Consider the following 24,932-nt stretch of genomic DNA (forward strand, 5'->3'; position numbering starts at 1 on the left):
GAAGCACAGAGAATATCCACCGCCACATCGCGCTGTTTGCCCATGTAAAAGCCAACTCGACTCTCAGGCTTAATACGCAAGAAAGTCTCTGCCGCCTGGTAAAGAATTTCCTCTCTGTGTGCCACGAAAAGGACTCGACGGGCGCCCATCTGTGCGGCGTCGAAAGCAGACAACCAGGTCTTACCAAGCCCCGTAGCCAATACCACCAGCCCTCTCCGATATCCGTCCTCCCGAGATTGGGCCAATGCATCCAGAGCATCTTTCTGGACCCGGTTCGGCGTCGGTGGCGCCTCCTGCTCATTGCTACCGGGAGCAACCGGTTGAGGAGGAGGCCTCCGACGGGCGGCATAGTCATCGATCCAATGGTCCGTCAATGGAATAACATTGGGATGCTGGAATAACTCTTCGAAACGGCTGATCGCTTCGAGATAGCCATTATCTGGAGGGAAATCCACCTGATAGTTCCACTCCAGCCCATCCTGCAGCGCCTGAGCACTGATATTGCTCGATCCGATAAAAGCTCGCCCCCAGGATTGAGATCCCCTATGCCCCGCAAACAAGTAGGCTTTCATGTGAAAACTGCTGCCCTGGCTCTGATAGACGCGGACCTGTGCACCGTGCTCCTGAAGAAGAATGAGCTTTCTTAAAGCCTCGGGATCAGTGATGTCCAGGTAATCACTGGTAAGAATTCGAAGACGAGCGTTGCCCGACTCTCGTTGCAGTGCGCTGATCAAATCCGGGAACAACAGGTTCAGGCCTGTGGTTTTCACAAATGCCACAGCCATATCAACCTGGTCGGCAGATTGAATGGCCTTACAAAGCTTGGGTAAGAAGTGGTGCTGTTTACCGCCTGTGGTCAGACGGTGGTGAGTCGCAGCTTCCTTGGTCAGCAAAACATTCAACCATTGATCGTCACGATCCTTCCGCTGATCGTCCGTCCGCCACATACGGCAGGCATTCAGCCCTGCTAGATTCTGGGTCCAATTCCGCGCCAGGTCTTCATTGGCATCGGTGAAATGACGCCCACCCTGTTGACGCTCACCAGAGCCAACCTTGAAGCTCATGTATAAACTTCCGCCTGGCTTCAGGGATTGCCACAAGGCGACGATAGCATCTGGAATCTTTATCGCAGGGAGGTGCAATAAGCTGGCACATGCCCAGATTCCATCGTAGACATGGCTCTCATTAACATCCGAAAAAAGCCGGTGTTCAACTTCTATCCCGGTTTTCTGGCTGGCTAGAGCGGCAATCGCGGCTGAACCATCAAACGCCGATACACGATAACCCCTCGTCTTGAAGAAGAGTGCGTCTCGGCCAGACCCGCAGCCCGCATCGAGTATATGACCACCTTCGGGAATCAGCTGTAGGAACTCACCACAGATCTCATCCATAACAACATCAAAGGTAGACTCCACAAACGCTTCGGCGTTGTTGTCGTAATAGCCAAGCGTATCGGGCATGGGACAGTTTCCTTACTACTAATTCGTGCCGCATTGTTACGAACCAGGTTACCAGCAGGTCTTGAGATGGCCAAGTTGCATGATCTCGGGAATCGGTTAGCCTTGAACCTCATTCAACCGCATTAGTGAACCATGACCGAAAACAACAACTCCCCCTTCAAATTCCGCTTCCGAGTCCGCTACGGCGAGTGCGACGCCCAGGGCGTCGTCTTCAACGCCCGCTACGCCGACTTCGTGGACATTTCCGTCAACGAATACATCCGGGCCGTGTTCGGTGATTACCAGCGCCTGCTGGACCAGGATCTGGACGTCCAGGTGGTGAGCCTCACGGTGAACTGGAAAGCGCCCGCCCGGTTTGATGATGTGCTGGAAGCGAGGATACGTACCGGGCGGATCGGCAACACGTCATTCACCCTGCACCTGGAGTTCTATCGCTACGGGGATGGCCAGTTCATCGCCGATGCCGACATCACCGATGTGATGATCCGGTCATCCACCATGTCGAAGCTGGCCATTCCGGATCATATCCGGGCGCAGCTCGCTGAGGGTGCACCGGGGGTGCTGATCAGCCATGCGGGGGAGCAGGAGTCCGTTTGAAACGCGACAAGGATTGAATATGAGAGACTTTCTCGGCATACCGTTTCCCATCATCCAGGCACCGATGGCCGGTGTTCAGGATCACAGACTGGCCGCCGCTGTCTCGAATGCCGGTGGTCTGGGCTCCCTGCCCTGCGCCATGCTAGGCCCGGAGGCGCTCAGGGCCGAGCTTCAGGCTCTCAAAGCGGCCACCGACAAGCCCTTCAACCTCAACTTCTTCGCCCATACGCCGCCAACACCGGATGCGGACAGCGAGCAGAGGTGGCGTCAGGCGCTGGCGCCCTATTATCAGGAATTCGGCATCGATCCTGATTCCATCAGTTCCGGGCCGGGGCGGATGCCGTTCAATGATGACGCCGCCGCTGTGGTCGAGGAATTCCGCCCGGCGGTGGTGAGTTTTCATTTCGGGCTGCCGGAGCCTGCCCTGGTTGAACGGGTGCGCAAGGCCGGCGCCAGGATCCTGTCGACTGCGACCACGGTGGAGGAGGCCCTCTGGCTGGAGCAGCACGGTGCCGATGCCATTATTGCCCAGGGCTTTGAGGCCGGTGGCCACCGCGGTATTTTCCTGACGAAAGACATGACTACGCAGATGGGCACCTTTGCTCTGTTGCCCCAGATCGTCGCCGCGGTGAAGGTGCCGGTGATTGCTGCCGGCGGCATTGCCGATGCCCGGGGCGTGAAAGCCGCGCTGGACCTTGGCGCAATCGCGGCCCAGGTGGGAACGGCCTTCTTGCTCTGCCCGGAGGCGACCACCAAACCGGTGCACCGGGAAGCACTGAAAAGCTCCCAGGCCCGGCATACCGCGATCACCAACCTGTTCTCCGGCGGCCCTGCCCGGGGCATTGTGAACCGTGTGATGCAGGAGCTGGGCCCGGTATCCCCTGAGGCACCGGTGTTTCCCCTCGCCACCAGTGCTATTGCACCTCTTCGCACCGCGGCCGAGGCTACCGGCTCCGGAGATTTTTCGCCCTTGTGGTGTGGGCAGAACGCCTCGGGGTGCCGGGAGAATTCAGCGGCGGAGATTTTGGAACGGCTTGTTCCCTGAACAGCTGCGCACACAAGTATCCGGGGTTGGCCAACTGGCATTGAGACTTCGCCAAAGCCTTACGGCAAACACCCTGCCAACCCTGTTAAACTACGGCGCTCAGATTTTCGTACAGACAACTGTTTTCCCGTAGATAGGTTACCGAAATGTCCGCAACCCCCACATTGGATGCCGTTCGCCACCACTCCGGCCCATCCCGCCGTTTCTGCGTGGCCCCGATGATGGATTGGACTACGCCGCACTTCCGCTACCTGGCCAGGATTCTGAGCCGGCGTGCCCTGCTGTATACGGAGATGGTAACCACCGGCGCGCTGATCCACGGCGATACCGAGCGTTTCCTGCGCCATGATCCTTCCGAGTATCCCCTGGCCCTGCAGCTTGGCGGCAGCGATCCGGGCGAACTGGCCCACTGTGCGAAGCTGGCTGAGCGGTTCGGTTTCGACGAGGTGAACCTGAATGTCGGCTGCCCCAGTGACCGGGTTCAGAACAACATGATCGGCGCCTGCCTGATGGGCCATCCGGACAAGGTGGCCGAGGCGGTGGCGGCGATGATTGCGGCCACGAATTTGCCGGTGACGGTCAAGCACCGGATCGGCATCAATGGTCGGGAGTCCTGGGACGAGCTGTGTGAGTTCATCGACAAGGTGTCCGCCGCCGGCTGCCGCACTTTCATCGTGCATGCCCGCATTGCGATTCTTGAAGGCCTCAGCCCCAAGGAGAACCGGGACATTCCGCCGTTGAAGTACGACCAGGTCTACCGGTTGAAGGAGCGTTACCCGCACCTGGAGCTCATCATCAACGGCGGCATCAAGACCTTCGAGGAATGCCACGAGCATCTACGCCACACCGATGGCGTGATGCTAGGCCGCGAGGCCTACCACAATCCGTGGCTGCTGGCCGCTGTGGACACGGAATTCTTCGGTGAGCCAGCGCCAGTGGCAAGCCGCCAGGAGGCTCTGCGGGCCATGTTCCCGTTCATCCAGCAGGAGCTGGACCGAGGTGTGTATCTTACCCACATCTCCCGGCACCTCATGGGCCTGTTCCATGGTATGCCCGGCGGCCGCCAGTTCCGGCGCCATATCAGCGAGAATGCCCACAAACCCGGTAGCGGTCTGGAGGTCATCCAGGCGGCCCTGGCCAAGGTTCGGGTGCCTGAGCCGGCAACTGTTGCCGAAAGCTAACCTTTTGTTGTCTTGTTCCTGTCAGAACAGCCCGTTATTGTAGGGAAAACACCGGCATCCCGGAGATGGATGCCTGAAACAACGTACAACCGGGACGACAGGACGAATGACCAGCAAGCTTGACCAACTGAAGACCATGACCACCGTGGTAGCCGACACCGGCGATATCGACGCCATCGCCAAGTGGCGCCCGGAAGATGCCACCACCAACCCGTCGCTGCTGCTGAAGGCAGCCGCCTCCGAGGCCTATCGTCCGATGCTGGACAAGGCCGTGGCGGAAGCCCGGCGCCACGGTGGTTCCGATGCGGAACAGCTTACCGTAGCCACCGAAATGCTGGCGGTACTGGCAGGCCGGGAAATCCTGAACCTTATCCCGGGCCTGGTATCCACCGAAGTGGACGCTCGCTTGTCCTTCGATACCGCCGGCACCCTGGAGCGGGCCCATCGCCTGGTAGAGCTCTATGATCGCCAGGGTGTGGATACCAGCCGGGTGCTGATCAAGATCGCCTCCACCTGGGAGGGCATCCGCGCCGCCGAGCAGCTGGAGAAGGAAGGCATCCGCTGCAACCTGACACTGCTGTTCTCTTTCATCCAGGCCGCAGCCTGCGCGCAGGCCGGTGCACACCTGGTTTCACCGTTCGTTGGTCGTATCCTGGACTGGCACCTCGCCAACAGCGGCCGCGACAGCTACCCGGCCCACGAAGATCCGGGCGTACTCTCCGTCAGCAGGATCTACAATTACTACAAGGCCAATGGCTTCGACACCGTGGTGATGGGCGCCAGTTTCCGCAACACCGGCGAGATCGAGATGCTGGCCGGTTGTGACAAGCTGACCATCAGCCCTGCCCTGCTGCAGGAACTGCAGGACGATGCCGGCACCCTCGACCGCCAACTGCACCCGGACAACGCCAACACCAGCGACCGGTTCGGCACCATTGACGAGAAACTGTTCCGTTGGGAGTCCAACGAGGATGCCATGGCCACCGAGAAGCTGGCTGATGGCATTCGCCGGTTCACCGCCGATCAGATCGAGCTGGAGAACCGGGTGCGCCAACTGGCCCGCGCGGCCTGAGTGTCTCAACAACCGAAGTAACTGATCATGATCGAGCGCCTGAAGAAACTGTTTGCCGTTCCCGACTCCGAACCGGTCAAGCCGGACGCCCATCAGCTGGCCGTCGCTGCCACGGCGCTGATGGTGCAGCTGTCACGGGTGGACAACGATGAGGACGAGCGGGAACTTAAAACCATCGTGGACTGTGCGGTGAAGTCTCACCAGGTGACCCGGGAAGAAGCCGAGGAAATCCTGCAGGATGCTCTCGCCCACGCCGAAGATGCCACGTCACTGTACGAGTTTACCGGTCAGATCAACGATCACCTGGACCAGGAACAGAAACAGGCCCTGCTGGAGAGCATCTGGCACGTGGCCCTGGCCGACGGGCGCATCGACAAATACGAAGAACACCTTATTCGCCGCATGGCAGACCTGCTGCATCTTAACCACAGGGAATACATGCAGGCGCGGCACCGGGCCGAGGGGGCCGGTTAATACAAGGAGATACCATGCTAGCCATTCTTCATCCCAACACCGCACTGGACAGCGACGCTTACCGGCAGACCATGCACTACCTGGAAAACCTGCCCAATGTGTCCCTGCGTGTGCACGAGGTGCAGGGTGCCAGCCAAAGGCTGACCGAGATCTACCTGCTGGGGGACACCAAGTCCCTGGACAAGGAAGAAATCGAAGCCCTGCCCGCTGTGGAGCGGGCGATCCGCATTTCCGAGGACTACCGGATTCTTGGCCGGCACAAGGATGATCAGCGCCAGAGCGGCTTCACCTACAACGGCGTGGAATTCAACCAGCAGAACTTGAACGTCTTTGCCGGCTTATGTGCCGTGGATGTGCCTGAGCATGTCGAGATGATGATGAAGGCGGTGGAGGAACACGGCGAAGTCTGTACCCGCATGGGCGCCTACAAGCCAAGGACCAACCCCTACTCGTTCCAGGGCCATGGCAAGGGCTGCCTGCCCTGGGTGTTCGAGAAGGCCGGCAAGCACGGCATCAAGGTGATCGCCATGGAGATCACCCACGAGAGCCACATCGAGGAAATCGACACCTGCCTGGAGAAGCTGGGCCGTCCGACCGGTGTCATGCTGCAGGTGGGCACCCGGAATACCCAGAACTTCGAGCTGCTCAAGGCGATTGGTCGTCAGAATACCTACCCCGTGCTACTCAAGCGTGGTTTCGGCATTACCCTGAACGAGTCCCTGAACGCCGCGGAATACCTGGCCAGTGAAGGCAACTCCAACGTGATCTTCTGCCTGCGCGGCATGAAAACCGAAGCCGGCAATCCACACCGCAACATGGTGGATTTTGCCCACGTACCGGCGGTGAAGCGTCTGACCCGGATGCCGGTATGCGTGGACCCTTCTCACTCGGTGGGCAGTCGGGATGCCTCACCGGACGGTATTCTCGATCTGGAACATGCCACCGCCCAGGGCGTGATCGCCGGCGCCAACATGGTACTGGTGGATTTCCACCCGAAACCGGAAAAAGCCCTGGTGGACGGCCCCCAGGCCTTGCTCATGCACGAATTGCCGGCCTATCTTGAAGATATCCGCCTGTGCCACGAAACCTGGAAAAAACGCCAGGCCATTTACCAACGGATGAAGGATTCAGCACCAGAATGATCGTCTACGGGCACCGGGGCGCCAAGGGAGAGGCCCCGGAGAATACCCTCCCCGGATTCATTCATGCCTATCGCCACGGCATACGGCATTTCGAGCTGGATGTGGTTCTGTCCAAGGACGGCATCCCGGTGCTCGTCCATGACCTGACGGTGGACCGCACCACCGGCGCCAAGGGCGGCGTGTGCAATTACACTGCTGCCGAACTGGCGAATATGGATGCACGCCGGAACACCACTTCCTGGCCCAGGAGGGTGGGCATTCCAACCCTGGCGCAGCTGCTGGACCAGTTTGATGACCTGGAGCACCTCCAGCTCGAGGTCAAGAAGGATGCGCGCCCGCGTCTGAACATCCTGTGCAACCGGCTGACCGAGATCATCCAGCATCGGGACCTTTATCAACGGGCCGCCATTACCTCCAGCGATCCCGGGTTCCTGCGGGAAATCCGGCGCCGTGACAAGAATATCCGCACCGGACTGGTGGCGGAGCGGAAATTCCCCCGGCCACTCAATATCGCCACCCGGCTGGGCTGCGAGTATTTCTGTGCCAACTGGAAAATCCTGAGCAAGGACATGGTCGATCTCGCCCATCGCCGGGGCATGCATGTGTCCACCTGGACGGTGAACCGCATTCACGACATGCTGCAGCTTGAGGATTTGGGGGTGGACAGCATTATTACCGACTACCCGACCAGTACCCGGATGTTTTTTGATAATCGCGCTCGGGCTGTGTTGCAGTTGCCGGTCAGGGAAGAGGCAAACCCCGAGGCCGGGAGTGAAGTAAAGATGGGGTCAGATGAAGGCTTTCATCTGACCCCGGGGCAAGGCCGGGCCTGAGGGTAGGTATGCACAGGGGCTTTGGCACAGGGGTCTGATGAACAAGTTCATCTGACCCCAACCTGGAACCACCCCCGAGTTAAAGCCAGGCTCCTCAATTGAAAATGGGGTCAGAAGAAGGCTTTCTTCAGACCCCACCAACTTCATCAGAAGATCCGGTTCAACCCATTCAACGCCGCCACCCGATAGGCCTCGGCCATGGTCGGGTAGTTGAAGGTGGTGTTGATGAAGTAGTTCAGGGAGTTGGCCTCCCCTTCCTGGTTCATGATGGCCTGGCCGATGTGGACGATCTCGGCGGCTTGGTCACCGAAACAGTGGATACCCAGGATTTGCCGGGTTTCCCGGTGGAACAGGATCTTCAGCATGCCCACCGCTTCGCCGGTGATCTGTGCACGGGCGAGGTCCTTGAAGAAAGCCTGGCCCACTTCATAGGGCACCTTCGCTTCCGTTAATTCCCGCTCGGTCTTGCCCACGGAACTGATTTCCGGAATGGTGTAGATACCGGTCGGCACGTCTGACACAAACCGGAAGTAGTCATCCTTGACGATGTCCGAGGACGCTGAACGACCCTGGTCGTAGGCGGCACTGGCCAGGCTGGGCCAGCCGATGACATCCCCTACCGCGTAGATGTTTTCCACTTCGGTCCGGTAATGCTCGTCCACCGCGAGCTGGCCGCGACCGTTGGGTACCAGATCGATGTTCTCGAGGCTAAGGCTGTCGGTGTTGCCGGTACGGCCGTTACACCACAGGAAGGCATCCGCCCGGATCTTCTTGCCGGACTGCAGCGAGAGCACCACGCCATGGTCGTCACCGACGACAGATTCGTATTGCTCGTTGTGACGCACCAGCACGCCGTTGTTGCGCAGATGGTAGCTCAGGGCGTCGGAGATCTCGTCATCCAGGAACGACAGCAGGCGGCTGCCCGGGTTGATCAGGTCCACCTTGACGCCAAGCCCTGCAAAGATGGAGGCGTACTCGGAGCCGATGACGCCCGCGCCATAAATGATCAGCGTTCTAGGGGTATGGGAGAGGTTCAGGATGGTGTCGGAGTTGTAGATCCGATGGTGGCGGAAATCCACATCGGGCGGCAGGTACGGACGGGAACCGGTGGCGATGATGGCCTGTTTGAAATGCAGGGTTTCGACGGACTTGTTGCCACGGACTTCGATTCGGTTCCGGTCCAGAAACGCTGCGCGGCCGTTGATCAGATCCACCCGGTTGCGGGAATAGAACTGGGTGCGCAGCTTCACCTGCTTACCGATCACCTTCTGCGCATTCTGCAGAACTCTCGGGAAGGAGAACCAGCGAGGCTCACCGATATCACGGAACATCTGATTGGTGTTGAACGTGATGATCTGCTTGACCGAGTGACGCAACGCCTTGGACGGGATGGTGCCCCAGTGGGTGCAGTTCCCGCCGACCGTCGGCTTGTCTTCGATGATCGCGACACGCTTGCCGTGTTTGGTCGCATTCATCGCCGCGCCTTCGCCGGACGGACCAGCGCCGATAACGACGACGTCGTAATGATGTTCTGCCATGCGCGCAGTGACTCCTTATCTACGTCGTAAGAATTTGATTCTGATTATTGATACTGTATACGGAGCGACGGCGTTCCAATCAATGACGATCAGCGCTGGAGGCATCGTAGGCCAGGTCTTCAGCGTCTTTGGCTTGGCTCTCCAGCCGCTCGTTTTCTTCCTTACACTTCTGTGTATTGCCGCCACAAATATCGCAGGAAGAGCTGATCCCCAAGGCACCGATGCCGCCACAGGTTCCGCTGATTGGCTTGCGGCCGAACATAACGCCGATGGACATTGCTGCCACCAGCACAATCACGATGAACAAAACAAGAAGAAAGGTACCCATGTTGCCCTCCCTTTACTGGATCACATAGGAGGAAAAGGCCGGCGTCTGATGCGTTTCAAAGCCGTTTTCCGTCCTGATAATAAAATAGGCGGGGATGTTTTCCCGCGTTGCCAAAGCCTGAGCCTGTTCAAAACCCATCACATTAAAGCCGGTGGCCAGTGCATCCGCAGTCATGCAGTCTTCGGCGAGCACCGTCACGGAGGCCAGATTGTGGGTGATGGGTTTCCCGGTCTCAGGGTCAATTGTATGGGAATAACGCCGCCCTTCCGATTCGTAATAGTTACGATAATCTCCGGACGTTGCCATGGCCTTGTCCTCCAGCGCCACCACCCGGTTGACCGCACGACCATCCGTTATCGGCTGCTCAATTGCGAGGCGCCAGGCATCTCCGCCCGGTTTGCGCCCGTGAACGCTGACTTCGCCACCAATTTCAACAAGGTAAGTGCTCACCCCTTCCCTGTCGAGGTAACGGGCGACCACATCGACTCCGTAGCCTTTTGCAATGGCTGACAGATCAATATATTGCGGCTTGTCCGCCCGAACTGCCGGAGGCGCTGCCCGCAGCTCGAGTTGTTCATAGCCGGTCCGTGACAAAACCCTTGCCAGTTCCTGATCTTCTGGAGCGTGTTCCGGCCGGGCCTGGGGACCGAATCCCCAGAGGTTGACCACAGGCCCCACGGTGACATCAAAGGCACCCTGAGTGAGCTCCGAGATCTCCACGGCCTTTGCCAGTACCTCATGGAGCGGCTCAGAGATCCCGACCCATTCACTCTGGTCCGACATCCGGTTCAGTCGCGACAGCTCTGAATCTTCCCGCCAGGTGGACATGGCGGCATCCACTTTTTCCAACTCGACCTCGATGCCTTTAGCCAGATTCTCCAGACGTTGCTGGTCATCGGTCAATACGACATTGATGTGGTAAGTCGTCCCGAAAACGCCACCGGAGATTTCCCAGACTTTTTCCTCTGGCTCAAACGAACAACCCGCCAGAGCGGCCACGGCCAGCACCATGAAGGCGCTGGCCAGGGCTACCCTGGCGGGTCGTAACATGCGGGATGTCATCTGAGCTGATTACCCCCCGAAGTCATCCAGCATGATATTTTCGTCCTCAACACCAAGGTCTTTCAGCATCTTGATAACCGAGGCGTTCATGATGGGGGGCCCGCACATGTAGTACTCACAGTCCTCAGGGGCCGGATGGTCCTTCAGATAGTTCTCATACAACACGTTGTGGATAAAGCCGGTAGGGCCTTCCCAATTGTCCTCCGGAAGCGCATCAGACAGCGCCACATGCCACTCGAAGTTGTCATTTTCTTCCTGCAACATGTCGAAGTCTTCCACATAGAACATCTCGCGGACACTCCGGGCACCGTACCAGAAACTGATCTTGCGCTTGGAGTTAAGGCGCTTAAGCTGGTCGAAGATGTGCGAACGCATCGGGGCCATACCGGCACCACCGCCGATGAACACCATTTCAGCGTCGGTCTTCTTGGCGAAGAACTCACCGAACGGTCCCATGACAGTAACCTTGTCACCCGGCTTCAGATTGAACACATAGCTCGACATGATGCCGGGCGGGTGATCAGTACTGGGAGGTGGCGTGGCGATACGGATGTTGAACTTGAGCACACCCTTCTCTTCCGGATAGTTCGCCATGGAGTAGGCGCGGATGGTGTCTTCCTTGTTAACAGCCTTGTAGCGCCAGATGTTGTGCTTGTCCCAATCCTCGTGGAATTCTTCCTCGATATCGAAATCCTTGAAATCGATTTCATACGGAGGACACTCCAGCTGCACGTAGCCGCCGGCACGGAAGTCCACTTCCTCGCCTTCCGGCAGCTTCAGGACCAGTTCCTTGATGAACGTCGCGACGTTGTGGTTGGAGACAACCTCACACTCCCACTTCTTGACGCCGAAGAACTCTTCAGGCACTTCGATCTTCATGTCCTGCTTCACCGGAACCTGGCAGGACAGGCGCCAGCCTTCCTTCTCTTCCCGGTTCGTGAAGTGGGTCTTTTCTGTCGGCAGCATCGCGCCACCGCCGTCCAGAACCTTGCACTTGCACTGGGCGCAGGTGCCGCCGCCACCACAGGCGGAAGACAGGTAGATACCGCCGTTCGCCAGTGTACCCAGCAGCTTGCCGCCGGCACTGGTCTTGAGCGTATGCTCAGGATCGTCGTTGATCTCAATGGTCACGTCACCGGTGCTTACCAGCTTGGAGCGGGCCGCGAGGATAATCGCGACCAGCGCCAGAACGATAACGGTGAACATGACCACGCCGAGAATGATTTCTGTATTCATGGTCTCGCCTTTTCGTTAAACCGAATCACCGGGTGAGTTACAGGGAGATACCGGAGAAGGACATGAAGCCCAGGGACATCAGACCAACGGTAATGAAGGTGATACCCAGACCACGCAGGCCTTCCGGAACGTCGCTGTACTTGAGTTTCTCACGGATACCCGCCAGTGCGATGATAGCCAGTGCCCAGCCGAGGCCAGCACCGAAACCGTACACCACACTCTCACCGAAGGTGTAGTCACGCTCTACCATGAACAGTGACGCACCCATGATGGCGCAGTTAACCGTGATCAACGGCAGGAAAACACCCAATGCGGCATAAAGAGCCGGGATGTACTTGTCCAGTACCATCTCCATGATCTGTACAATCGCCGCGATAACACCGATGTATGTGAGCAGGCCCAGGAAGCTCAGGTCCACGTTGGGTAGACCGGCCCAGTCCAGGGCGCCTTCACGGAGAATCGTGTTATAGAGCAGGTTGTTAACCGGCACGGTGACGGTCAGTACCACAACAACGGCAATACCCAGACCGGTGGCTGCCTCGATCTTCTTCGAGATAGCCAGGAAGGTACACATCCCCAGGAAGAAGGCCAGCGCCATGTTCTCAACGAAAATGGCTTTAACCAGAAGGCTGATATAGTGTTCCATCAGAAGGCCTCCTTGGCTTTGTGACGAGACATCTTGTAGTCAGCGTCTTCAACCTGCTCCGGCTTCCAGGCCCGGAGACCCCAGATCGCCAGACCGATGATGAAGAACGCGCTCGGCGGCAGCAGCAGCAGACCATTGGTGACGTACCAGCCGCCCTCATTCACCGGGCTAAGCAGGGTGACACTGAACAGGGAGCCGGCTCCCAGCAATTCCCGGAAGAAAGCCACGAACAATAGGAGCACGGAGTAACCGAGGCCATTGCCGATACCGTCCAGGAAACTCAGCAACGGCGGGTTGTTCATTGCGAAACCTTCGGCACGGCCCATAACGATACAGTTGGTGATGATCAGACCAACAAATACCGACAGCTGCTTGGAGATCTCATAGGCATAGGCCTTGAGGATCTGGTCTACCACGATTACCAGGGAGGCAATGATGGTCATCTGTACGATGATCCGGATGCTGCCCGGAATCTGGGTTCGTACCAGGGAAACCGCCAGGTTGGAGAACGCGGTAACCGCGATAACCGCCAGACACATGACGATAGTCACGTTCATGCTGGTGGTCACCGCCAGCGCCGAACAGATACCGAGGATCTGCAGGGCGATCGGGTTGTTATTGAAGATTGGTTCGAAGAGAACCTGTTTGGCTGTTGCACCGGCCATGATCAGACCTCCCCCTCACGAAGTTTTTTCAGGAACGGGGCGAACCCGTGCTCACCCATCCAGTAGTTGACCAGCTGCTGAACACCGCGACTGGTGAGCGTTGCGCCGGACAGGGCATCGACCTTGTGTTCCTTGTCACGGGCGTCGGCGCTCACGCCACCCTTGACCAGCTGGATCTGCGGCTCGCTGGGACTGTCGGCATAGACTTCCTTGCCGACCCACTGCTGTTTCCAGCGCGGGTTGTCCACTTCCCCACCCAGACCCGGTGTCTCCGCGTGGGAGTAGAAGCCGAGACCTTCAATGGTGTTGAGGTTACCCTCCAGGGAGATGAAACCATACAGGGTGGACCACAGGCCATAGCCGTGAATCGGCAATACCACACGAACCATCTCACCGTTTTCGCTCAGGGTGTAAACCTTGGCAACGTTGGGACGGCGTTTGATGCCGGCCTTATCTTCGGAGGCAGGAATGTTGGTAGACATCTTGGGATCAGAGGCTGCCTTGTACATGTCGTACTTCATGGGGTCCTGTACGCCAATAGCGGAAGGCTCCACGAATTCGCCACTATCCAGGTCAACCAGTCGTACGTCGAAACGCTCGAACGCTTCTTCGATCTGCTGGGCACTGGCGCCAGGTTCCAGCATGCCAGCGGCCGAGAGGATGTTGGTCTTGATATCCAGGTTCTGGTTCTGGATCTGCGCCGGCCGGAGCAAGACGGCTGCGGTAGAAACCACGACCGAGAACACAATACTCAGCACCAGTGCAACCATCAGGGTTCTGGAGACAGTATCTTTAGCTTTAGCCACGAGCAAGCCTCCGTTTGATGTTGGCCTGAACCACGTAGTGGTCCATCAGCGGTGCGAACAGGTTGGCGAACAGGATCGCCAGCATGATGCCTTCCGGGAACGCCGGATTGATCACCCGGATCAGCACGGTCATGACGCCCACCAGGATGCCAAAACACCAGCGACCGGTGTTGGTCATCGCAGCGGACACCGGATCCGTGGCCATGAACATCATGCCGAATGCGAAACCACCCATGACCAGATGCCAGTGTGCAGGTACCGCGAACATCGGGTTCGTCTCTGAACCAGCCAGGTTCAGCAACAGGGACATACCAATCATGCCGATCAGCACACCGCCCACGATGCGGTAGGAGGCAATCTTCATAACCAGCAGGATGAGACCGCCGATCAGGATGGCCAGCGTTGAGGTTTCCCCCATGGAACCCTGAATGGTACCCATAAAGGCGTTCATCCATCCGATCTGCTCCTTGAGTGCATCCAGACCGCCAGAGGCTGCCCAGCTCAGGGCAGTGGCACCACTGAAGCCGTCAACCGCGGTCCATACAGTATCACCGGAGATCTGGGCCGGATAGGCGAAGTACAGGAACGCACGACCGGTCAAGGCCGGGTTCAGGAAGTTCTTGCCGGTACCGCCGAACACTTCCTTGCCGATCACCACACCAAAGGTAATACCGAGGGCCACCTGCCAGAGCGGGATGGTGGGCGGGCAGATCAGCGCAAAAAGGATGGAGGTCACGAAGAAACCTTCGTTCACTTCGTGACGACGCACGGTGGCGAACAGCACTTCCCAGAACCCGCCGACCACGAAGGTGACGAAGTAGATGGGCACGAAGTACGCCAGGCCATAAACGAAGTTATCCCACATACCGGCGCCGGCGCCGGTTACCGCCAGGGCCTGGATGAAAGCAGTCCGAAGACCACCGTCAGCTACCATGGCGTCCGGGTTGGCCGCCAGGAAGCTGTTGGCCTGATAACCGATGTTCCACATACCGAAGAACATGGCCGGGAAGGTACACAACCACACCGTGATCATGATGCGCTTGAGATCAACGCCGTCACGCACATGGGAGGTGGTGGAGGTTACGCTCGAAGGCGAGTAGAAAATGGTATCGACGGCTTCATACAGCGCATACCAGCGCTCGTACTTGCCGCCCTTTTCAAAGTGATGCTCGATTCCATCGAGTAACTGTCGGATTGCCATCGTATTAGCCCTCGATCTCGATTCGGGTCAGGTTCTCACGAAGAATCGGACCGTATTCATATTTGCCGGGGCACACGAAGGTGCACAGCGCCAGATCTTCTTCGTCCAGCTCCAGGGCACCCAGTTTCTGTGCCATTTCGGTATCACCGACGATCAGCGAACGCAGCAGCTGGGTCGGCAGGATATCCAGGGGCATGACCTGTTCATACGCACCGACCGGCACCATGGCTCGCTCACTGCCATTGGTGGTGGTGGTGAAGTTGAACAATTTGGCCGGGTTGAGCTTGGATAGATAGATATTCAGCACGGAGAACTTGTTCGAACCCGGAGACAACCAGCCCATGAACTCGCGTTCGGTCTGTTCTTCCAGCACGGAAACCTGGTTGGCGAAGCGACCCAGGTATGCGCACGGCCCGTCACCACGACGACCACCGAACACCGAACCGGAGATGGCACGGACTTCACAGTCTGTGGCAATTTCACCGTCCAGAAGTTCCTGCAGACTGGCACCCAGGCGGGCACGAACCAGGCGTGGCTTCAGAGCCTTCGGGCCGCCGATGGCAACAATACGCTCAACCGGAACTTCACCAGTCTCGAACAGCTTGGCGATATCGATCACGTCCTGATAGTTGATCGACCAGACCGTTTTGCTACCTGAAACAGGATCGAGGTAATGAATGTGGGTACCCACATTGCCAGCCGGATGCACACCGTCAAACTGCTGGATCTCGATGTTGTCCGCCTTGGGCACCGCTACGTCGGAACCGGGCTTACCGGTGACGAAAACCTTACCACTGGTCAGCCTGGAGATGATGTTCAGCCCCTTCTCGAAGGCCTTTGCATTCTCGGCAATGATGACCGTCGGATCGGCCGCCAGCGGGTTGGTATCCATCACGGAAACAAAAATGGAGTGAGGGGCGGAATCGATTTCCGGCACCTTGCTGTAGGGGCGCGTCTTGAACGCTGTCCACAGGCCGGACTCCACCAGATTATCGACAACCTGCTGACGCTCCAGACCACCAAGGTCGGCATCGTTGTAGCGGGCGTAGGTCTCAGCCTCATCGCCATCGATCTCGATAACGATTGACTGGAACACACGACGCTCACCGCGATTGATTTCTTTCACCACGCCAGCGGCAGGTGAGGTATAACGAACGCCTTCGGTCTTCTTGTCCGTGAACAGCAGCGACCCGCGCTTGACACGGTCTCCTTCTTTCACAGCCATTGTCGGCTTCATGCCGGTGTAGTCAAAACCGATCAACGCCACGTGGCGAATCGGCTTGCCGTCTGTAATGGTCTGTTCGGGAGCGCCGCTGATGGGAAGATCCAGGCCTTTTTTGATCTTGATCATTAGCCTCGTCCAATCATCAGAAACTATCTAAGGATTTCCAACGCCCGGCCCCCGCGGCCCAGATTTCCTGGCGGATTGCGCCAGAAGGCTGCACCAGTTGACTCAAATGCCACAGCAATTGCTGCTGCCAAGCATTTGACGCAGGAAAAGATGAGAAACGGGGTGCCAGACATACCCAAAATCGCGCCAATTATAGAGATTACGGAAACCTATTTCCACCAGAAACCGGAATGGTTTTGTACCCCTAAAGCGGTAAAAAACCCCGGCAGCCGAAGCTACCGGGGTTCTTCAGAGCACATCGCGCCTGGCCGGCGCTACGACCTTAGTCGCGTGCGCGCTTCGGGAAGATCGGGTAAGCCACACCCGCCATCTGATTCACGCAGCGAACCACCTGGGCACTGTAGCCGAACTCATTGTCGTACCACACGTACAGGATCAGGCGCTTGCCGCCGGCAATGGTCGCCTGGGCATCAACGATGCCGGCGTGACGGGAGCCGACAAAGTCGGTGGAAACCACTTCCGGAGAGTTCACGAAGTCAATCTGCTTCTGCAACTCGGAGTGCAGCGCCATATCACGGAGATACTCGTTCACGCCTTCCACGGTGACATCCTTGTCCAGGTTCAGGTTCAGGATGGCCATGGAAACGTTCGGAGTCGGTACCCGGATGGCGTTACCGCTCAGCTTGCCTTTCAACTCAGGCAGCGCCTTGGCGACGGCCTTGGCGGCGCCAGTCTCGGTGATAACCATGTTCAGCGGAGCACTGCGACCACGGCGGCTACCCTTGTGGTAGTTGTCGATCAGGTTCTGGTCATTGGTATAGGAGTGCACAGTCTCCACGTGACCGTCCTGAATGCCGTACTCGTCATGAATGGCCTTGAGCACCGGAGTGATGGCGTTGGTGGTACAGGATGCCGCGGACAGGATTTTGTCCTCGTCAGTGATCCAGTCGTTGTTGATGCCATAGACGATGTTCTTGATGTCGCCCTTGCCCGGCGCCGTCAGGATAACCCGGCTTACGCCCTTGGACTTCAGGTGCAGGCCCAGACCTTCCTCGTCACGCCACTTACCGGTGTTGTCGATAACGATGGCGTTGTGGATGTCGTACTGAGTGTAATCCACCTTGTCCGGACCGTCGGAGTAAATCACCTTGATGTAGTTGCCGTTGGCAATCAGGGCCGATTCTTTCTCATCCACGGTAATGGTGCCGTCGAATGGGCCGTGGACAGAATCGCGACGCAGCAGGCTGGCGCGCTTCTCGAGGTCATTCTCCGCGCCGCCCTGACGAACCACGATGGCACGCAGCCGCAGATTGTTGCCACCGCCGGCCTTCTCGATCAGGATTCGGGCCAGCAGTCGACCGATACGGCCGAAACCATAGAGCACAACGTCCTTGGTGTCGTTGTGAGCGTCTTCCTCGGACTGAGCCTGGTACTGACCAACCACCGGACCAATTTCGCGCTTGAGAAATTCAGTCAGATCACCGCCCTCGGCCTTGAACTTCACAGCCAGCTTGCCAATATCGACGTGGGCGCGGCCAAGATCCAGCTTGTCCATCGCTTCGAGGATCGGCAGGGTGTCGTGAACGGACAGCTCACTGTCTTCCACCTGACGCACAAACCGGTGAGCGCGAATGATATCAATCACCGACTGGTTGATGATAGCGCGGCCATAAACGGACGTTACCACGTTGTTCTTACGGTAGAGACGGCCGATCAGCGGAATCATGGCTTCCGCGGTGGATTCTCTTTCCGTCCAGTTAGACAGGTGCTGGTTGATCTGTTCGTGACTCACGGTTGGGACCTCTGTTAGCACTGGTAATAATTTCAGGGGTGCACATTATCCAACTTAAGGAAGCTCACGGCAAATACGATCAGCTCATCTATTCGTAAGGTTCCGGTTAAACTCGGGCGCGCCGCTCACCCTGCCATGACAGTGTCATTCCCGGACGGTAGAATACGCCGCTCGCCATGCCCGGATACCGATTGCAGGAGAATCCAACCGACCATGAGCCCAAGCCCCTCCAGTTCAGATGACCGGCTGATTGCACCGGAGTTTCCGACACGCCCCGCGGACCACCGAACCTGGGGTGAGCTGCACGGCAGCAGCAACGCCCTGGCCATCTGCGAGAGTGCCCGCAACCATCCGGGGCTGACGCTGGTCATCACCCGAAGCACCAGCGAGGCCATCCAGCTTGAGCAGGCCATGCGGTTTTTCCTCGGGCTTCCTGCCGATGAAGATGGCCAGGGCATCACTGCAGAAGGCATGGAACTGCTCTCTCTGCCGGACTGGGAGACACTACCCTACGACCTGTTCTCGCCGCATCAGGATATTACCTCCCGCCGGATCCGGACATTGCATCGCCTGCCCGCAACCCGGCACGGCCTGCTGGTGGTGCCGGCCCGCACTCTGATGCATCGACTGCCTCCGGTCAGTTACCTGCAGGGCAACACCCTGATTCTGGAGGTCGGCCAGTCCCTGGATATCAACACGTGGCGCCTGCAGCTGGAGGCCGCCGGTTACCGTTATTCCGAGAATGTCTACGAGCATGGCGAATACGCTGTCCGGGGCGCCATCCTCGACATCTTTCCGATGGGGGCCGGCCAGCCCTACCGCATCGACCTGTTCGATGACGAAATCGAGACCCTGCGCACCTTCAATCCCGAGACCCAACGATCGGTTGACCGGATTGACCGCATAGAACTCCTGCCAGCCTACGAATTCCCCTGGCACAAGGAAGCCCGCTCAGGCTTCCGCAACCGCTGGTTCGAACAGTTCCCGAATGCCGACCGGAATGCCCCCATCTACCAGGACGTGAGCCACGGCATCACGCCACCCGGCATCGAGTACTACCTGCCGCTGTTTTTTGACAAAACGGCCACCCTGTTTGATTACCTGCCCGGTGAAACCCTGATGTTTACAGCCCAGGGTCTGAATGAGGCGGTCAGCCAGTTTGACGCGGAAACCCGAAACCGCTACGAGGATCGCCGCCATGACCGCCTGCGGCCTATTATGCCGCCGGCCACCCTGTTCCTGCAGCAGGATGAGCTTTTTGGCCATCTGAAGACCTTCCCACGGGTCACCACCACCCCGGACACCGTCGAAGGCAGCGGCGCTGTCAACTGCCCCAGCAGGGCCCTACCCGATGTGGCAATGGACGGCCGGGCGGCGGATCCGGCAGCCCGGCTCAAGCGCTTTCTCGACGAATTCGGTGGCCGCGTCCTGATCGGTGCGGAATCCTCTGGCCGGCGTGAGGCACTGATCGAGAACCTCTCCAGCCATAATCTGAAACCCCGGAATCTGGATGACTGGCAGTCGTTCATCTCGGAAGAAGAGTGCCCGTTGGCCATTACCATTGCGCCCATGGAGCAGGGACTGGTGCTGCCCCGGCAGCACCTGGCCCTGGTGACCGAGACTGCCCTGTTCGGGGAACGGGTCCTGCAACGCCGGCGCCGGGAAAAACCGACCGAAGTGGACGATGGTGGCTACCGTGACCTGTCAGAGCTGCGAATCGGGGCCCCGGTCGTCCATATCGACCACGGTGTCGGTCGCTACCTCGGACTGGAGACGATTACCGTCGGCGACGAGTCCAACGAGTTCCTGATGCTCGAATATGCCGGCGGCTCAAAACTGTACGTGCCGGTTTCCAGCCTGCACCTGATTTCCCGCTACGCCGGCACCGATGTCGAGCACGCACCGCTGCACAAGCTCGGCACCGAGCGCTGGAGCCACGCCAAACAGAAAGCACTGGAGAAAATCCGGGATACCGCAGCGGAGCTGCTGGATGTCTATGCCCGCCGGGAGGCCCGCAAGGGCTTCCAGTTCGAGGATCCGAAGGAGGCGTATCGCGCCTTTGCCGCCGACTTCCCTTTCGAGGAAACCCCGGATCAGGAAGTCGCCATCCAGGCCGTTTCCAGGGACATGACCGGAGAGCGCCCCATGGACCGGCTGGTTTGTGGTGACGTCGGATTTGGCAAAACCGAGGTGGCCATGCGCGCTGCCTTCCTGGCCACCTGGTCCGGCAAGCAGGTGGCGGTGCTGGTACCCACCACCCTGCTGGCCCAGCAGCATTACGAATCCTTCCGGGACCGGTTCTCCGGCACTGCCGTCCAGGTGGAGCTGCTAAGCCGGTTCCGAAGTGGCAGCCAGACTACCAAGGCGCTGGAAGCCATCGAGAACGGCAAGGCCGATATTGTTATCGGTACCCACAAGTTGCTGCAGGGGGACATCCGGTTCAAGAACCTGGGCCTGGTGATCATTGATGAGGAACACCGCTTCGGGGTCCAGCAGAAGGAAAAGCTCAAGGCCTTGCGGGCCGAGGTGGACATGCTGACACTGACAGCCACGCCCATCCCGCGAACCCTGAACATGGCCATGGGTCACCTGCGGGATCTGTCCATTATTGCCACTCCGCCCGCCCGACGGCTGTCGGTGAAAACCTTCGTCCGGCAACGGGATGATGCCATGGCCAAGGAGGCAATCCTGCGGGAGATCCTGCGGGGCGGTCAGGTGTACTACCTGCACAATGACGTTGCCACCATCGAGAAAACGGCGGAAGACCTGCGCCGGATGATTCCCGAGGCGCGGGTGGGCGTTGCCCACGGCCAGATGCGCGAGCGGGAACTCGAACAGATCATGTCCGATTTCTACCACAAGCGCTTCAATGTGCTGGTGTGCACCACCATCATCGAGACCGGCATCGACATCCCGAGCGCGAATACCATCATCATCGAGCGGGCGGACAAATTCGGCCTGGCCCAGCTGCACCAGCTCCGGGGCCGCGTGGGCCGCTCCCACCACCAGGCCTACGCCTACCTACTGACCCCGCCGCCACGGGCCATGACCGCGGATGCCAAAAAGCGCCTGGATGCCATCTCCGAGTCCCAGGACCTGGGTGCAGGCTTCATGCTAGCCACCCACGACCTGGAAATCCGGGGCGCCGGTGAGTTGCTCGGTGAGGAACAGAGCGGGCAGATCGAGACCATTGGCTTCACCCTGTACATGCAGCTGCTGGACGAGGCCGTGAAGGCCATCAAGGAAGGCCGCACGCCGAACGCCGACCTGCCGCTGAGTCACGGTACCGAGATGAACCTGCGTATTCCGGCGCTGATACCCGAGGACTACCTGCCCGATGTCCACAACCGGCTGATGCTTTACAAACGCATTGCCAGCGTGGCCAACAAGGAAGCATTAAAAGAACTTCAGGTTGAGATGATTGACCGTTTCGGTTTGTTACCGGAACCGGCCAAGAACCTGGTTCGTCAGACTGAACTGAGGCTCAAGGCCGAGGCACTGGGTATCGTGAAAATCGATGCCGGCAAGGAGTGGACCCGTCTGGAGTTCGGCGGTTCGACACCGGTGGATCCGCTGGTTCTGGTTAAAAAAGTGCAATCCGCTCCGGACCAATACCGGCTTGAGGGGGCCAACAGCTTCCGTTTCAGGCTGAAGGACACCTCCACCGGTGGTAAACTCGATGGCATTTCGCAAATGCTGGATGAGCTGGCACCAGCTGACAGCCAATCCAGGCACTGACGCTCGCATGATTCGGGGAGAGAATCCTTTGCAACCGACCGCCCTTTTCAGCAGTACCAAGGCAGCCCGCATCCTGGCCATGTTCACGCTGGCAATGCTGGCCCTGACCGCCCACGCCCAGGATTCGGGCAACATTCCGGACGACTACTACCGTGCCGAATTCGTCATTCTTGAGCGCATCGTCGACCCCTCTGCCGTTGAAGAGCGCATGGGGGACCGGGAGGTGGAGCCACCGGTTGATACCGACGAAGCACTTTGGGTGGTAGATCAGAACGGCAACTCCCAGACCACCCTGAACCTGGCACCCCGCGGGGACCTGTACCTCAACTCGGCGGCCCAGCGGCTGGAAAACAGCGGAAATTACCGGGTACTGATGAGCGCAGGCTGGTACGAGGCGTTCCCGCCCGACTATGAGGGCGCCCCCCTTAGAATTGAGCTGGGCGACTGGATCGATAGCGCTGGGCAACGGGAAATCGAGGGGCATATCACCATTGACCGCCAACGCTATCTGCACGTGGACGTCCACCTCAATCACTGGCAGCAGGGCACCAGTTCGTTCACCGGGCAGTCCGCCCCGGCTCCCACTGACGGTGAAGAACAGCAGGAAGAAACCAAGGGCGGCGGTTTCGTATCCCTCCAGCCACAAATAGCTCAGCCAGCTTCAAAGCCGTTGGAACTGGTGACCTGGATCCGTGAAACCCGCAGGATGCGCAGCCAGGAAGTCCACTTCCTGGACTCCCCCACCATCGGCGTTCTGGTGTTCTTCAGGAAGGTCGAGGCATCGGACTGAGTTGCTCGAGCTGAGCCATCGAGCTGGCGAGAATGGTCTTCACACCGGACATGCCCTGCTCGATGGCCTCTTCAATCTCTTCCATGGTAATGATGTGGTCGGATTTACCCGCGGCCCAGTTCACCACTAGCCCCAGGCACACGTAACGCATCCCCAGCTCCGCCGCCAGCGCCGCCTCCGGCATGCCGGTCATGCCCACCAGATCACAGCCATCCCGCTCCATGCGCCGGATCTCCGCGGCGGTTTCCAGCCTCGGCCCCTGGGTTGCGCCGTATACCCCGAAATCCGAGAATGGCACCGACTCCCGCTTTGCGGCATCGATCAGCGCCTGCCGGGCGTCAGCGTCGTAGGGAAAGGTGAAATCGATGTGGGTGACCGATTCCAGGTCGCCCTCGAAAAAGGTACTGGCCCGCCCCCAGGTGTAATCTATGATCTGATCGGGGACGACAACGTGGGCCGGCCCCATGTCCCGGTGGATCCCGCCGACGGCATTCACACCAACCACCGTTCGCACGCCCGCTTCATACAGGGCAAGGATATTGGCCCGGTAGTTGACCTGATGGGGTGGAATCCGGTGCGGATTGCCGTGCCGGGCCAGGAAGATCACGGACTGCTCACCCAGCCTGCCCTCCACGAGTGGCGCCGAGGGCTCACCCCACGGCGTTGAAACGCCCGACTCACCCGTGATGGTCAGTCCGGTAAGGGTAGTCAGGCCGGTACCCCCAATGATACCGACCGGCGAGCTGCTTGCAGCTGAGGTCATTATGATCTTCCTTCAAATGATACTTTGCCGTTACCCGATACCGGCTCTTCCCCTGCACGCTCGCCACTTTCCCGTTCACCACTTTCATGGCCAGCGAGACGGACGCCATCGGGAAGATGCAGGGTACGGGTCGGGAAGGCCACCTCGGCACCATAGCCTTCGATAATGTCACTGATCCGGAGCAGTATATCCTGCTTGATCTCGTGGAACCGGACCCACTGGGTGGTCTTGGTGAAGGTGTAAACCATGATATCGAGAGACGAGCTGTTGAACGCCACGAAATTGACGATCAGCGTCCGTTGGGTCTCGATCTCCTCGTGATTCTCCAGCATGGAGCGGATATCGGAGACGATGTCCGCCATCTGGCTGACATCCGCGTAGCGGATCCCGATGGTTTCGTAGATACGGCGATTGTACATGCGCGACGGGTTCTCCACCGCGATGGTGGTGAACGCCGCATTGGGCACGTACAGCGGGCGCTGGTCAAAGGTACGGATAGTCGTCACCCGCCAGCCGATATGTTCGACAGTCCCTTCAATGTTCCGGTCCGGCGAGCGGACCCAGTCGCCGACCTTGAAGGGCCGGTCCAGGTGCACAATCATGCCCCCGAAAAAGTTGGCCAACAGGTCCTTGGCGGCAAAACCCACCGCAATACCACCGACACCACCGAAGGCCAGCACCCCGGAAATGCTGTAGCCCAGCGTCTGCATGACAATCAGTACGGCGGTAATAATGACCACGGCCCTGGACAGTTTGCTCACCGCGTTCACGGTGGTGTAGTCCATGGGCTTTTTCATCTTCATCGGGGAAACAAGGATCTGTTCGATCTGCTTGATCAATCCCAGCAGTGACCAGACCACAATCCAGATAAAGCCCAGCTCCAGCAGTTTCTGGTTGGCCTTGAAGATCTCGGCTTCCGAGTAGTGGTGGGCAACCTCTGCCGCCCAGTACACGCCCTGGAGCCAGACAAAGGCAACGAGGGGACGTCGGGCTGCGTGCAACAAAGCATCATCCCAGATGTTTCGGGTATTGCTGAACTTGCGTTCGAGCCCCCGAACCACATGGCTTACCACGTACGCCACAACGGCAGTCCCGAAAACCAGCGCAAACACAATGATGCCCGTGCGCCAGCCCTCCGATAGCAACCCGAAGCCCTTGATCCATTCGTTGATTGTTGCCAGCAGCTCTCCGATCATCGGTCCCCTCGGCTGA

The 24,932-nt window shown here is 58.8% G+C and carries 22 protein-coding genes; 9 read left to right on the forward strand and 13 right to left on the reverse strand.

The window, feature by feature from the left end:
• The coding region (locus R6W86_RS00310) for a DEAD/DEAH box helicase family protein (protein WP_410327399.1) at nucleotides 1–1,460 on the reverse strand (1,460 nt) is incomplete at its 3' end.
• Between the two features lie 132 nt (nucleotides 1,461–1,592).
• Here R6W86_RS00310 and R6W86_RS00315 point away from each other — a divergent pair.
• From R6W86_RS00315 to R6W86_RS00345, 7 genes are all read left to right on the forward strand, one after another.
• Nucleotides 1,593–2,057, forward strand: a complete 465-nt coding sequence (locus R6W86_RS00315; protein WP_410327400.1) for an acyl-CoA thioesterase — start codon at nucleotides 1,593–1,595, stop codon at nucleotides 2,055–2,057.
• 19 nt (nucleotides 2,058–2,076) lie between these two features.
• Nucleotides 2,077–3,102 (forward strand): NAD(P)H-dependent flavin oxidoreductase, encoded by a 1,026-nt coding sequence (locus R6W86_RS00320; protein WP_410327401.1) that lies wholly within the window; start codon nucleotides 2,077–2,079, stop codon nucleotides 3,100–3,102.
• A gap of 146 nt (nucleotides 3,103–3,248) precedes the next feature.
• Nucleotides 3,249–4,283, forward strand: coding sequence for a tRNA dihydrouridine(20/20a) synthase DusA (gene dusA / locus R6W86_RS00325; protein ID WP_410327402.1), 1,035 nt, complete (start codon nucleotides 3,249–3,251; stop codon nucleotides 4,281–4,283).
• Nucleotides 4,284–4,389: 106 nt separating this feature from the next.
• Nucleotides 4,390–5,355 carry a transaldolase gene (gene tal / locus R6W86_RS00330; RefSeq protein WP_410327403.1) on the forward strand — a complete coding sequence of 322 codons (966 nt, stop codon included), beginning with the start codon at nucleotides 4,390–4,392 and terminating at the stop codon, nucleotides 5,353–5,355.
• A gap of 27 nt (nucleotides 5,356–5,382) precedes the next feature.
• Nucleotides 5,383–5,829 (forward strand): TerB family tellurite resistance protein, encoded by a 447-nt coding sequence (locus tag R6W86_RS00335; RefSeq protein WP_410327404.1) that lies wholly within the window; start codon nucleotides 5,383–5,385, stop codon nucleotides 5,827–5,829.
• Nucleotides 5,830–5,843: 14 nt separating this feature from the next.
• The gene (locus R6W86_RS00340) at nucleotides 5,844–6,971 is read left to right on the forward strand and encodes a 3-deoxy-7-phosphoheptulonate synthase (protein WP_410327405.1); all 1,128 of its coding nucleotides are present in this window, start codon (nucleotides 5,844–5,846) and stop codon (nucleotides 6,969–6,971) included.
• Nucleotides 6,968–7,804 carry a glycerophosphodiester phosphodiesterase gene (locus tag R6W86_RS00345; RefSeq protein WP_410327406.1) on the forward strand — a complete coding sequence of 279 codons (837 nt, stop codon included), beginning with the start codon at nucleotides 6,968–6,970 and terminating at the stop codon, nucleotides 7,802–7,804. Before R6W86_RS00340 ends, R6W86_RS00345 begins: the two co-directional genes overlap by 4 nt.
• Before the next feature lie 146 nt (nucleotides 7,805–7,950).
• On the opposite strand, the gene sthA is transcribed toward R6W86_RS00345, so the two are convergent.
• The 10 genes from sthA to R6W86_RS00395 all read right to left on the reverse strand — a co-directional run bounded on the left by sthA (nucleotide 7,951) and on the right by R6W86_RS00395 (nucleotide 18,429).
• A complete protein-coding gene (gene sthA, locus R6W86_RS00350; protein WP_410327407.1) occupies nucleotides 7,951–9,342 on the reverse strand; it encodes a Si-specific NAD(P)(+) transhydrogenase in 1,392 nt (463 codons plus the stop codon).
• A 79-nt stretch (nucleotides 9,343–9,421) separates the two neighbouring features.
• On the reverse strand, nucleotides 9,422–9,670 hold the full coding sequence (gene nqrM / locus R6W86_RS00355; RefSeq protein WP_410327408.1) for a (Na+)-NQR maturation NqrM: 249 nt from the start codon (nucleotides 9,668–9,670) through the stop codon (nucleotides 9,422–9,424).
• Between the two features lie 12 nt (nucleotides 9,671–9,682).
• Nucleotides 9,683–10,732, reverse strand: a complete 1,050-nt coding sequence (locus tag R6W86_RS00360) for an FAD:protein FMN transferase (protein ID WP_410327409.1) — start codon at nucleotides 10,730–10,732, stop codon at nucleotides 9,683–9,685.
• A gap of 9 nt (nucleotides 10,733–10,741) precedes the next feature.
• The gene (gene nqrF / locus R6W86_RS00365; RefSeq protein ID WP_410327410.1) at nucleotides 10,742–11,968 is read right to left on the reverse strand and encodes an NADH:ubiquinone reductase (Na(+)-transporting) subunit F; all 1,227 of its coding nucleotides are present in this window, start codon (nucleotides 11,966–11,968) and stop codon (nucleotides 10,742–10,744) included.
• A 37-nt stretch (nucleotides 11,969–12,005) separates the two neighbouring features.
• Nucleotides 12,006–12,614: an NADH:ubiquinone reductase (Na(+)-transporting) subunit E gene (nqrE, locus tag R6W86_RS00370; protein ID WP_410327411.1), complete on the reverse strand. Its 609-nt coding sequence runs from the start codon at nucleotides 12,612–12,614 to the stop codon at nucleotides 12,006–12,008.
• On the reverse strand, nucleotides 12,614–13,279 hold the full coding sequence (locus R6W86_RS00375; RefSeq protein ID WP_410327412.1) for an NADH:ubiquinone reductase (Na(+)-transporting) subunit D: 666 nt from the start codon (nucleotides 13,277–13,279) through the stop codon (nucleotides 12,614–12,616). Before R6W86_RS00375 ends, nqrE begins: the two co-directional genes overlap by 1 nt.
• A gap of 2 nt (nucleotides 13,280–13,281) precedes the next feature.
• Nucleotides 13,282–14,085 (reverse strand): Na(+)-translocating NADH-quinone reductase subunit C, encoded by an 804-nt coding sequence (locus R6W86_RS00380; RefSeq protein WP_410327413.1) that lies wholly within the window; start codon nucleotides 14,083–14,085, stop codon nucleotides 13,282–13,284.
• Nucleotides 14,078–15,286, reverse strand: a complete 1,209-nt coding sequence (locus R6W86_RS00385) for an NADH:ubiquinone reductase (Na(+)-transporting) subunit B (protein WP_410327414.1) — start codon at nucleotides 15,284–15,286, stop codon at nucleotides 14,078–14,080. The genes R6W86_RS00380 and R6W86_RS00385 overlap by 8 nt, the downstream gene beginning before the upstream one ends.
• A gap of 4 nt (nucleotides 15,287–15,290) precedes the next feature.
• Complete coding sequence (locus R6W86_RS00390) at nucleotides 15,291–16,637, reverse strand: Na(+)-translocating NADH-quinone reductase subunit A (protein WP_410327415.1); 1,347 nt, start codon at nucleotides 16,635–16,637, stop codon at nucleotides 15,291–15,293.
• A gap of 322 nt (nucleotides 16,638–16,959) precedes the next feature.
• Nucleotides 16,960–18,429: a glyceraldehyde-3-phosphate dehydrogenase gene (locus tag R6W86_RS00395; protein ID WP_410327416.1), complete on the reverse strand. Its 1,470-nt coding sequence runs from the start codon at nucleotides 18,427–18,429 to the stop codon at nucleotides 16,960–16,962.
• Nucleotides 18,430–18,642: 213 nt separating this feature from the next.
• Between R6W86_RS00395 and mfd the strand changes: the two genes are divergently transcribed.
• On the forward strand, nucleotides 18,643–22,167 hold the full coding sequence (mfd, locus tag R6W86_RS00400; RefSeq protein WP_410327417.1) for a transcription-repair coupling factor: 3,525 nt from the start codon (nucleotides 18,643–18,645) through the stop codon (nucleotides 22,165–22,167).
• A gap of 28 nt (nucleotides 22,168–22,195) precedes the next feature.
• Nucleotides 22,196–22,957, forward strand: coding sequence for a CsiV family protein (locus tag R6W86_RS00405; protein ID WP_410327418.1), 762 nt, complete (start codon nucleotides 22,196–22,198; stop codon nucleotides 22,955–22,957).
• On the opposite strand, the gene R6W86_RS00410 is transcribed toward R6W86_RS00405, so the two are convergent.
• Nucleotides 22,932–23,720, reverse strand: coding sequence for an S-methyl-5'-thioinosine phosphorylase (locus tag R6W86_RS00410; protein WP_410327419.1), 789 nt, complete (start codon nucleotides 23,718–23,720; stop codon nucleotides 22,932–22,934). The two genes, R6W86_RS00405 and R6W86_RS00410, sit on opposite strands and share 26 nt — an antisense overlap.
• Nucleotides 23,720–24,916: a mechanosensitive ion channel family protein gene (locus R6W86_RS00415; protein WP_410327420.1), complete on the reverse strand. Its 1,197-nt coding sequence runs from the start codon at nucleotides 24,914–24,916 to the stop codon at nucleotides 23,720–23,722. Before R6W86_RS00415 ends, R6W86_RS00410 begins: the two co-directional genes overlap by 1 nt.
• Between the last annotated feature and the right edge of the window lie 16 nt (nucleotides 24,917–24,932).

This window comes from Marinobacter sp. (assembly GCF_046484525.1).
Taxonomy (GTDB): domain Bacteria; phylum Pseudomonadota; class Gammaproteobacteria; order Pseudomonadales; family Oleiphilaceae; genus Marinobacter.